The organism is Acidiferrobacterales bacterium, from assembly GCA_028820695.1.
Taxonomy (GTDB): Bacteria; Pseudomonadota; Gammaproteobacteria; order Arenicellales; family JAJDZL01; genus JAJDZL01.
Genome location: JAPPIB010000037.1, coordinates 1 through 10,630, shown reverse-complemented (window position 1 = coordinate 10,630; position 10,630 = coordinate 1). Strand labels below are relative to the sequence as shown.

Below are 10,630 nucleotides of genomic sequence, written 5' to 3'. Positions count from 1 at the left end.
TATTATACCGGCAGGGCTTTTCTTGTTTTTGACTTGTCTAAAGAGATTTCAGGGAAATGGCAGGTAAATGGCACTGGAAAAGGGTATAGTATACGAACCGGAAGCTCGGATGAGCTATTGAGGAATCGGATCAGCGCAGACATGACCTGCAACGACGATTCCTTTGTCATTACATAGTGGCGATGAAAGGAAACTATCAGCCCGAAAACAAAATTTACATTACAGCTTCAGCGTTGTTTGAAGACTCCTGTAAATTGGCCGCCAGTGTGCTGAAAAGCGGGTATCGCCCCAATTATCTGGTTGCGCTGTGGCGCGGTGGAACACCAGTCGGAATCACGATACAGGAGCTCTTGGCGTATTACGGAGTCAAGACTGACCACATCGCGATTCGGACATCGCTCTACGAGACAATCGGTCATCGTCGTGAAAGAATTCGGATTCATGGGCTGGGCTATCTGATCGATCGGATAACCGATGAGGACTCCGTTCTGATCGTGGATGATATTTTTGATACCGGGCTGACCATCGAAGCGTTGATTGCAACGATTCGCAAGAAAGCGCGGAAGAATACTCCAAAGGATATTCGAGTCGCGGCGACCTGGTTCAAGCCGGGAAAGAATAAAACCGACAGAATCCCGGATTATTTTGTCAATGCGTCAGATGACTGGATTGTTTTCCCGCATGAGTTGCTTGGTCTTCAATTCTCAGAAATTGAGGAGAACAAACCTTACATTGCCAATGTCATGAATGACCTCGAGCACTCGACGCAGTTCGTGCCCGGAGGGACCCTGGCGTAATACTTCAATAGATTTTTCGATAAATTCAAAGGACACACACATGAATGAAAGTCAAACAAATCCATCCGTACCGGATTTCCTGGTACATGACAGCGTTGATTCTGTCGGTGTCGTGGTAGTCGAGGACATCAATGCGGGCAACACACTGACCGGCTGGGTTATGGACACCGATGAAACCATAATCGTACAGGCGAAAGATGACATCCCACTCGGACACAAGATCGCGTTGGTCGATCTCGATGAGGGGGCCAGCGTGATCAAATACGGCCACAGTATTGGTCGAACGGTCGCCGCCATAGGCAAGGGCGCCCATTTACATGTTCATAACACAAAAACAGAAAAGTGGTAACAATGATTGAACCAGGTGCAATTCGCGGTTATCGTCGCGAGAACGGCCGAATCGGAATTCGGAATCACGTAATAATTCTTCCACTTGATGATCTTTCGAACGCGGCTTCAGAAGCGGTCGCCAACAACATCAAGGGTACCTTGGCACTGCCGCATCACTACGGCAGGCTTCAGTTCGGTGAGGATCTGGAACTTCATTTCCGCACGCTGATCGGAACCGGAGCCAATCCCAATGTAGCCGCCTGTATCGTCATCGGCATTGAGCCGGGATGGACCAAGCGCGTCGTGGATGGAATCGCAAAGACGGGAAAGCCGGTGGAAGGATTTGCCATCGAGCAAAATGGCGACATCAATACGATTGCCGCTGCGTCAAGAAAGGCGAAGGAATTCCTGCATTGGGCTTCCGAGTTGCAGCGCGAACCGTGCGGTGCTGAAGATCTGTGGATCTCTCACAAATGCGGTGAGTCAGATACGACGTCCGGGATCGGAGCCAACCCGACGGTTGGCAATCTTATCGACAAACTCGATCCCTTGGGTGTAACCAACTGTTTTGGTGAGACATCTGAATTGACAGGTGCGGAATTACTTTGCCGCGATCGGGCGGTGGACGCCCAAATCGGTGACAAGTTCCTGTCGACCTGGCAGGCTTACATGGACGAGGTGATCGAACCGCATAAGACCGACGATCTTTCGGAGAGTCAGCCAACCAAGGGCAATATCGAGGGAGGTCTGACGACCATTGAGGAGAAAGCGTTGGGCAATCTTCAGAAAATTGGCAGGAATACGTCGTATATCGATGTTCTCAAACCGGCGGAAACGCCTTCCAGTGGACGAGGTCTGTATTTCATGGACACCTCTTCGGCTGCAGCCGAGTGTGTGACTCTGCAGGCGGCGGCCGGGTTTGTCGTTCATATTTTCCCGACCGGGCAGGGCAATATCATCGGTCACCCGATTGAACCGGTGATCAAGCTGACCGCCAACCCGAGAACAGTACGGACCATGGGAGAGCATGTCGATCTGGATGTTTCCGGAATTCTGAGACGAGAGATGACTTTGGATGAGGCCGGCGATCGGTTGATTGATATGACGGTCCGAACCTGTAACGGCAGGCTGACAGCAGCGGAAGCGTTAGGGCATCGGGAATTTGTGATGACGAAACTTTATAGAAGTGCATAAAGGGAATTGTCATGGCAGTTGTTACAGTAAAGAAAAGAAAGAGCGGATCGAACGGTATTGATCGCGGCGAATCCGAAAAGGTTATCAGTATAGTTCGACAGATGCTTGACACCATCCGCGAGGGCGGTGAGCAGGCTGTTCGTGACTACGCCCGAGATCTGGACAACTGGACAGGTCCGATTGTCATGTCACCGCAAGAGATCGCCAAGATTGAACATGACCTTGATGATTCTCTCAAAGAGGACATACAGTTTGCACATCAGCGCGTCAAGCAATTCGCTGAGCAGCAGCTGGCAAGTCTCAACGAATTTGAGATGGAACTTGCGCCGGGTCTTATCGCTGGCCAGAGACTGATTCCGATCAATACTGCTGGGTGCTACATACCAGGTGGACGTTACGCTCATGTGGCGTCAGCCGTCATGAGTGTTACCACCGCGAAGGTAGCGGGCGTAAAAAACGTGATTGCGTGTTCGCCGCCCAAACCCGGTGTCGGTGTCAATCCAGCCATTGCCTATACAGCGTCAGTCTGCGGTGCCGATACGATTCTGGCGGTCGGCGGTGTGCAAGGGATCGCGTCGCTGGCATTTGGAATCTTTACCGGGCATCGTGCCGACATTCTGGTCGGTCCCGGAAATCGGTTTGTCGCAGAAGCGAAACGGATGCTGTTCGGCGAAGTTGGAATTGACCTGTTCGCCGGACCCACAGAAATTCTTGTAATTGCGGACGATTCTGCTGATCCGGAAATCGTTGCGTCAGATCTAATCGGTCAGGCGGAACACGGTCCTGATTCGCCCGCCTGGCTGATTGCGTTCTCACATGAATTCGCGTCGGAAGTGGAAAGGCTGTTGCCAAAGTATATTGAACGATTGCCGGAGCCGAATCGAAGTTCTGCGACCGGAGCTTGGGCAGATTACGGGGAAATTTCGGTAGTCGACACCCGCGAGGAAGCTGTCGCACTCAGTGATGACTATGCGCCCGAGCATCTCGAGGTGCAAGCTGAGGATTTGCCGTGGTGGTTGGCGAACCTTTCCAACTATGGTTCGCTGTTCCTTGGAGAGGAGACGACAGTTGCTTATGGTGACAAATGCTCCGGAACCAACCATATCTTGCCGACGAGTGGTGCGGCGAAGTACACCGGTGGCTTGAGTGTAGGCAAATTTCTCAAGACCGTGACCTACCAGAAGATGAATCGGGATGCCAACCGGAGTGTCGGGTCAGTTACCGCTCGCATTTCCAGGCTCGAGGGAATGGAGGCTCATGCACTCACAGGCGACGATAGACTAGCAAAATATTTTCCCGATGAGGTGTTCAGGCTGAATCCGGACAGTTGAGGGTTGTGTTGAATTCGTCAATGTTCGACATCAGCGACCGGGTGGCGGTTGTAACCGGTGCCAGTAGTGGAATAGGTTTATTTATCGCTGAGACATTGGCCGATGCAGGGACAAAGGTGGTGCTTCTTGCAAGGCGAAAGGATCTGCTCAGTCGAGAGACCAAGCGCTTGGCTGAACGGGGCGGGGCGGTTGACTGGGTGGCGGCGGACCTGACAGATCGCGATGGAATAGGCGACTGCTGCGAACGAGTTGTCACCTGTTTCGGGGCCCCGCAAATTGTTGTCAATGCTGCGGGAATCAACCTGCGGGAAGGCTACGATAAGGTCAGCTGGGACAGCTGGGACGCGACTATCAATCTCAATCTGACCACACCGTTTTTCTTTGCCAGGCATTTCATTGACTCAATGATTGAAAATGGCTGGGGCAGGGTGGTCAATGTAGCCTCATTGCAATCAACACGGGCGTTCGCCAACAGTATCGCATATGGCGCATCGAAAGGCGGTGTGACCCAACTCACGCGTGCCATGGCTGAATGCTGGTCTCCCCATGGCATTATGTGCAATGCCATTGCGCCAGGTTTTTTCCCAACTGCCCTGACCGCACCCGTATTCGACAATCCGGATGCGATGAATGACATGGCCTCTCGTACCGCAATCGGACGAAACGGCGAGATGGCGGATCTTCGAGGCCCGGTCATCTTTCTCATATCGCCGGCATCTGACTATGTGACAGGCCAGGTTTTGTATATTGACGGCGGTTTCACCGCGAAATAAGACTGGTAATTGTCTATAGTAAGGCAGTCAGGTATCCAGTTGATGAATAGTCAAGCATCAGTACATGCCAATGCCGACGAGTCGTTTCGTCCTTCCCAAAGCGTGGATGTTGCGGGGTGTGTCACAGAAGCTTCCGAGGCATCTTCGAAGGCATGTGGACTAATTCAGCGCTCGGCACAATGACCGTGAATTCGAAGAAGTCCGATTGAACTTACATTTGTTTACCATAAAGGAATAATCCCCGATGAAAGCACTAGTGTATACCGCCCCCAACACCGTCGAATACCGAAATGAATCGAATCCGAATCTGGTAGAGGACGAATCGCTGGTCAGAATCGACGCGGTTGGAATCTGCGGGTCGGACCTGCACGCATATCTTGGACATGACAGTAGAAGGGTACCCCCATTGATTCTCGGTCATGAAGTCTGCGGAACCGTAATTGAAGGTCCTGCAGCGGGCATAAAGGCAGTACTGAATCCATTGATTACCTGCGGTGAATGTGATGACTGTGTGAGCGGACTGACCAATCTTTGTAAAGATCGCAAGCTCATAGGCATGAACCGCCCTGGTGCTTTTGCCGAATTTATCACAATTCCCACGAAGAATGTCGTAGAGGTGGCAGCAGACAGTGATTCCACAAAACTGGCTATGACCGAGCCGGCTGCAGTTTCACTGCACGCCGTAAGACTGGTCGAAAATGTTGCTGCTAGACCTATTTCTGAAGGGTCGGTTTTGGTAATAGGTGGCGGTGCGGTCGGACTGTTTTGTGTTTACTTTCTATTGGATTATGGTTGTAAGAGCATTACTGTGGCGGAAACCAATCCGGACCGGAGAGCCACGATCGAAAAACTCGGTTTGTGTGAGGTTATCGACCCATTGAATGCCGAGCATGAGGCGGATAGTTTTGACTCGGTTCTGGATGCGGTTGGCAACGAGCACACACGACGGTCGTCGATTCATGCAGTTAAGCCTGGTGGTGTGATCATGCACATAGGTCTCGGCGATACCAAAGGTGAGATGGATGTTCGCAAGATGACCTTGGCAGAAGTGACATTCATTGGTACGTATACCTATACAGCGTTGGACTTTCGTGTCGCAGCCCGAAAAATTGAAAATGGCGAGATTGGTTCTCTGGATTGGGTTGATGAGCGATCTTTGGAAGAAGGTTCAAGATCTTTTCAGGAACTGATTCAGGGAGAGGTCGCTTCACCTAAAATTGTTCTTCGACCGAACCAATAATCTTGAGCTTCACTTCAATTCTTTCGTTCGAGCATGCAAAGTCACTTGCAAGCAGTGCCCTGCAATCCAATGGTACGGCAATTGAAGTCGCTGATTGCGTAGCTCACGCATTGGCGCTGGCTGATGCTGACGACCTCAGATCGCATGGATTGGAACGGATTCCGTCATACGTCGGGCAACTCAGAAGTGGGAAGGTAGACGGGCACGCAAAACCAAGCTGTCGAAGAGTGAAGCCTTCGAGCATTGAGATCATGGCAAACGATGGATTTGCATTTCCGGCCATTGAGTTGGCGATTGGCAGTCTGGTTGATGTCTGTGAAGAACAGGGTGTGGCAGCGGCAGCTATTGTCGGCTCTCATCATTGTGGTGTAATGGGTCACGCCGTCGAAAAACTCGCACGGGCGGGATTTGCATGCGTCATGTTCGCCAACACTCCAAAGGCGATGGCGGTGGCAGGTGGTGGACGCCCTGTCTTGGGAACCAATCCAATCGCATTTGCCTGTCCCCGCGCGACCGAACATGCCCCATTGGTTATCGATACTTCACTTTCGGTAGTCGCCCGTGGGAAAGTTGCCCTGGCTGCCAAGAAGGGTGAGAGGGTTCCAGCAGGGTGGGGCGTAAACTCTCATGGCGAGCCGACAACAGATCCGCTGGAAATATTGGAGGGAGGATTGAATCCAGTCGGTGGTGCCAAGGGATCGGCACTGGCGCTCATGGTGGAAATTCTCGCAGGCGCGTTTGTCCGGAGTAATTTCGGATTTCAGGCATCATCATTTTTCGACGGAGAGGGCGGGCCGCCTCGCGTGGGTCAATTGCTAATCAGCCTGAATGCCAGTGAATTCAATTCTCACTTCGCTGATCATGTAGAACAACTATTGTCCAAGATCGAAAGCGAGCCAAATGCCAGAATCCCCGGGGCACGCAGGCAATCAAGCCGAATCTCAGCGTTTCGTGAAGGCTTGGAATATTCTCAGGACTTGATTGACTCGATCAAGCAATTGTCCGGAATTTGACAACGCCTAGGCCCCAGGTCACACCATATTGTTTGGGTTGAATGACGATAGTTTGGCAGACGGGATTACGTATGGACTTGGCGACGTTTCAAGCTGATTGAATTCAAGCAGTACCTCCAGCATGCCCGAGATGTTCACCGAAAGTTTGTAAGGTATGAAGCTAGGCATCAAATCGACAAGTGACTGAGCCGAATATTCGGGTGAGGAAATTACTTCGTCAGTGCTGGATTCATACACGATTTGATCGCCTTCAACGTGAAGACCGAAGTCACCCGGCAAGCTTGGAATAGATTCGGTAAGCCAGGAGATTGCAAACAGTTTTGCTCCTTCGCGGCAATGAGGACTCAGAAAATGCATTAGGTTGATGATTTCAAAACGTTCCATGTAATTGAAATAATCCCACACCAGAATAACGTTGACATCCGAATATACGTGGGACGGCAGTACAGCCCGGAAAATATCAGAATACTTTTTGTGGTTGGGGTCAGTTGGTCCGGTGTTATTGATGCGGGAAAACGAGAGGGACTTCCTCGCGTTCGCTACAAGATACAAACTGTTGAATCTGGCGAAAAAATCCAGTATTGATTGATTTCCGCCGGAAAGATCAAGGATGATATGTTGCGTGTCATCGTTCTTTCCCAGATACTCGACGATTTCCCTCATTCCGGTAGAAGAAAATCTCCCCCCATAGTTCTGTGATACGGACGATTTCGCTCTGGAGATTTTTTTCGAGTTGCGGAACAAATGACTAAACAACGGTCTTTTACTTTGTATTCTTCGGTGTCACCAGCTCAAGCCGACTCTGCATAAGGTTCTTGTCCTGCTAGGTATTACGGTTAAAATCTCATGAATCGGCTCAGTTGACACGAATCTCCAGACAAGCCTTGGCAGTCCCAGTTTCCCCAAACTACTTCGTATCGGACCCCGACTTTCGGTCCGGGGTTATCGTAATCGGCTTCACTTCGGGGGTTGGAGACGACTCAGCTTTCACTTTCTTTTCGGGGGGTTTCGGACGAATTTGCGGAGTAGGTGCTTCAGACAACATTTGAATTGAACCATTGAACGTACATGCCTTTTCGAGTATTACGTTCATGGACTTGATATCACCTTCGACCACACCGGTCGCTAGGACATGAACGGTATCCGAACCGAAAAGATTACCCTTGATGGCGCCATGAACAACGATCTTCTTTGCATTCAAGTTCGCTTGGACCAGTCCAGAAGATTCGACTGTGATTGTGTTGTTCGGAATTGTGATGGTGCCATCAAACTTGCCGTAGATGGAAACGTCAGCATCACCTGTCACTTCACCGATTACGGATGAGTGTTCGCTTAATGTCGTCAGCTTGGCACTGCTTGGTTTCGCTACCGGTGGCGACACACTTCTGACTTTGGTTTCGGGACCAGGCCTTTGCGGAGGCACTGGTGGTTGACTCGATGGTTCAACTTTACTGTCAGACACTTTCTTAAACATGTATTTACTCCCATTAGTATAGACAGGCACTAATGATGGCCTTACGAGGTAGAAGAGCTTGCAATTGGAAAAAATTATAAACCACAGATTCTGATTTATGCGCACATTCGATTCTCTGACCGAATGTGCAAACGAGCCAGATCAATTGCGACCCGTTACATAACTTAACATAATATGCATTATACGAAATATAAAATATCCACAATACAGGTCGATTCTTGGGCGGCAGCGGCCTGGTATGGCATCGAGAAAGATCAGTTATACGACAGATAATGACGCATAAACTCTAAAATCATTATTTTATGGGTGGTTATTGTGTTAAAATGATTGTCATTGTAAGGAAAATTACTGAATAGAGACTTGAAATGAGCGAAATTGCTTTGGCACTCACAATCGTATTGATTGTCTGGCTTATATTTGGAAGCAGACGCAGGCCCAATGGCATTGGAGGTTTTTTGACTGTACGGGTCATTTCCGGACTGGACGGAAGCGACTATCTCATTCGTCGTTATCTCCTGCCGCGGAATCGAATACTGAACGTCTATTTACACAGGTTCATGGGAAGCGATGACGACAGAGCTTTGCATGATCATCCCTGGCATTCCATCAGTGTTGTGCTCAAAGGTAGATTGATCGAGCATCTGCCAGGTGATCGGAAAAGAACAATCGGTGCCGGAAAATTCACGATTCGAGGGCCAAAGTTTCAGCATAGGATCGAGTTGCCTGCAGGCCAAACTGCTGTCACCCTGTTCATTACCGGGCCCGCAGTGCGCAATTGGGGTTTTATCTGTCCAAATGGTTGGACATCCTGGCAGAAGTACGGCACAAACAACGGTTGTGAATGATATATCTGTATGATTCACTGTCGCTTATCCCATCAATTTTAAAGGGGATTATAGACAATAGTTACAGTTTTCCGCTTGCGAACCAAGCCAACGGCTTCTCTGGTTGACTACTTATCGACTACCTTGACTTGTCGCAATGTGGACTTAGCGAGATTTTCAGGCGTGGTGTTAATCTTTACAGCCTGTCGTAGCTCGCCGCGTTTTGGTTGGTAGGAACGATGCCGAACCTCGACCTTCGGCTTCTGATTAGTTGAATTTCTCAATTCTGTTTTCTCCTTTGTGATGTGAATTTACGCCGCCATGTTTATACCGGGCAATCTTGGCTGGTTACCCTCTATCAAATTCTCGACACTTAAGCCCTGAATAAAGTTGAACTCGCCCTGCATATCTCGAATAAGATTCTTTTCCCTGTTATTTTCTACCGTCCTCATGTATTTTTCGAAACAGATCAGCACACCGCATTTCGCATTTGACTGCCTTACAGTCGTTGAAAGCGCTTTTACTGAATCTGGATTAACCTTGCCCCCTTTTACCTGGACAACAGCAAACGTTTTCTCAGGCGGTTCGTTACTATCAAAGAGGTCCTTACTGTGGTAGAAAGGAATTATCCCATCAACACCACCATCAGATCCTCTTTCCCCTGGAGCGTGAAAGAGACCTTGTGCACCGACCTCGCCGCATGCCCATTTCTCAAACTCGAATGGCGATGTTCGAGCCAAGTTTTGTGCATCCTGCAAAGTCAACGGACATCCTATTACTGGAATATTACCACGATGCAGTTGCTTATGTTTGAAGTTGTCGATTAGTCTGTTTCTCACCAGACCGGCAGAAAACTGTGATATGTCTATGCCAATCCATTGTCTACCTAATTCTTCAGCCGCATGAAGAGTGGTTCCGCAACCGCAGAATGGATCAAACACCACATCGCCGATATTTGATGATGCTTCAATTATTCGTTTAAGAAGTGCTATTGGTTTTTGTGTTGGATACCCTAAACGTTCTTTATTGTAAGGTCCGCCGAGTATCTTTATATCCTCCCACCAATCTTTTAGTGGTGGTTTGCCATCTTTGAATTCAGTTGGCTTTAAATCGTCAGGAATTATTCCTTTCGCAACTGCATCAGTGTATTTGTCCCAATCAAAAACAGTTACCATTTTCTTTGAATTGTTTGCGTTATACCCTCGATTTGCAGCACTTTCGAATGTTCGTTTTGACCCCTCAGTCATTTCACCTCGAAGCACGTTAAATTGATAATTATTTGACTTCGAATAAAAAAATAATATGTCATGATTTTTTTGGAAACTTTTAATTTTGTTTGGCATTTTTCTGTAACACCAAACATTTTCATTTCTAAAATTAGTTTGTCCGAATATCGCATCCATAATCATTTTCAAATAATGACTGGCAGTCGGATCGCAGTGAAGATAGATACTCCCAGTGTCCTTTAAAACTCTTCTCATCGGCTTGAGTCTGATCGCCATATTTAGAAGATAAGCCGATGTGCTAATCTGATCATTTGGCTTTTCCTTGAACACTCTTTTTGACAATTCAACTATGTCAGCAAGCAATTGGTCTTGTGGGGGGGGGCGCCCGGGGGGGGGGGGGGGGGGGGGGGGGGGGGGGGGGGGGGGGG

11 protein-coding genes are annotated in these 10,630 nt (G+C 49.1%); 8 read left to right on the top strand and 3 right to left on the bottom strand.

Going from position 1 to position 10,630, the window contains the following annotated elements:
• The first annotated feature begins 182 nt into the window (after positions 1–182).
• The 7 genes from OXI60_05185 (at position 183) to OXI60_05155 (ending at position 6,678) form a co-directional block, all read left to right on the top strand.
• Positions 183–797 (top strand): phosphoribosyltransferase family protein, encoded by a 615-nt coding sequence (locus OXI60_05185; GenBank protein MDE0309209.1) that lies wholly within the window; start codon positions 183–185, stop codon positions 795–797.
• 40 nt (positions 798–837) lie between these two features.
• Positions 838–1,146 carry a UxaA family hydrolase gene (locus OXI60_05180; GenBank protein MDE0309208.1) on the top strand — a complete coding sequence of 103 codons (309 nt, stop codon included), beginning with the start codon at positions 838–840 and terminating at the stop codon, positions 1,144–1,146.
• Between the two features lie 2 nt (positions 1,147–1,148).
• On the top strand, positions 1,149–2,321 hold the full coding sequence (locus tag OXI60_05175) for a UxaA family hydrolase (GenBank protein MDE0309207.1): 1,173 nt from the start codon (positions 1,149–1,151) through the stop codon (positions 2,319–2,321).
• Positions 2,322–2,332: 11 nt separating this feature from the next.
• A complete protein-coding gene (gene hisD, locus OXI60_05170; protein ID MDE0309206.1) occupies positions 2,333–3,652 on the top strand; it encodes a histidinol dehydrogenase in 1,320 nt (439 codons plus the stop codon).
• Positions 3,653–3,672: 20 nt separating this feature from the next.
• A complete protein-coding gene (locus OXI60_05165) occupies positions 3,673–4,425 on the top strand; it encodes an SDR family oxidoreductase (protein MDE0309205.1) in 753 nt (250 codons plus the stop codon).
• A 244-nt stretch (positions 4,426–4,669) separates the two neighbouring features.
• Entirely contained in the window at positions 4,670–5,665 is a 996-nt protein-coding gene (locus tag OXI60_05160; protein MDE0309204.1) for an alcohol dehydrogenase catalytic domain-containing protein, read from the top strand.
• A gap of 2 nt (positions 5,666–5,667) precedes the next feature.
• Positions 5,668–6,678 carry an Ldh family oxidoreductase gene (locus OXI60_05155; GenBank protein ID MDE0309203.1) on the top strand — a complete coding sequence of 337 codons (1,011 nt, stop codon included), beginning with the start codon at positions 5,668–5,670 and terminating at the stop codon, positions 6,676–6,678.
• A gap of 18 nt (positions 6,679–6,696) precedes the next feature.
• Here the strand turns inward: OXI60_05155 and OXI60_05150 are convergent, their stop codons facing one another.
• Both OXI60_05150 and OXI60_05145 read right to left on the bottom strand, forming a co-directional pair.
• Positions 6,697–7,341 carry a hypothetical protein gene (locus OXI60_05150; protein MDE0309202.1) on the bottom strand — a complete coding sequence of 215 codons (645 nt, stop codon included), beginning with the start codon at positions 7,339–7,341 and terminating at the stop codon, positions 6,697–6,699.
• A 244-nt stretch (positions 7,342–7,585) separates the two neighbouring features.
• Positions 7,586–8,152, bottom strand: coding sequence for a polymer-forming cytoskeletal protein (locus OXI60_05145; protein MDE0309201.1), 567 nt, complete (start codon positions 8,150–8,152; stop codon positions 7,586–7,588).
• Between the two features lie 365 nt (positions 8,153–8,517).
• Between OXI60_05145 and OXI60_05140 the strand changes: the two genes are divergently transcribed.
• Positions 8,518–8,997, top strand: a complete 480-nt coding sequence (locus tag OXI60_05140) for a hypothetical protein (GenBank protein MDE0309200.1) — start codon at positions 8,518–8,520, stop codon at positions 8,995–8,997.
• 290 nt (positions 8,998–9,287) lie between these two features.
• On the opposite strand, the gene OXI60_05135 is transcribed toward OXI60_05140, so the two are convergent.
• Complete coding sequence (locus OXI60_05135; protein MDE0309199.1) at positions 9,288–10,565, bottom strand: DNA methyltransferase; 1,278 nt, start codon at positions 10,563–10,565, stop codon at positions 9,288–9,290.
• Between the last annotated feature and the right edge of the window lie 65 nt (positions 10,566–10,630).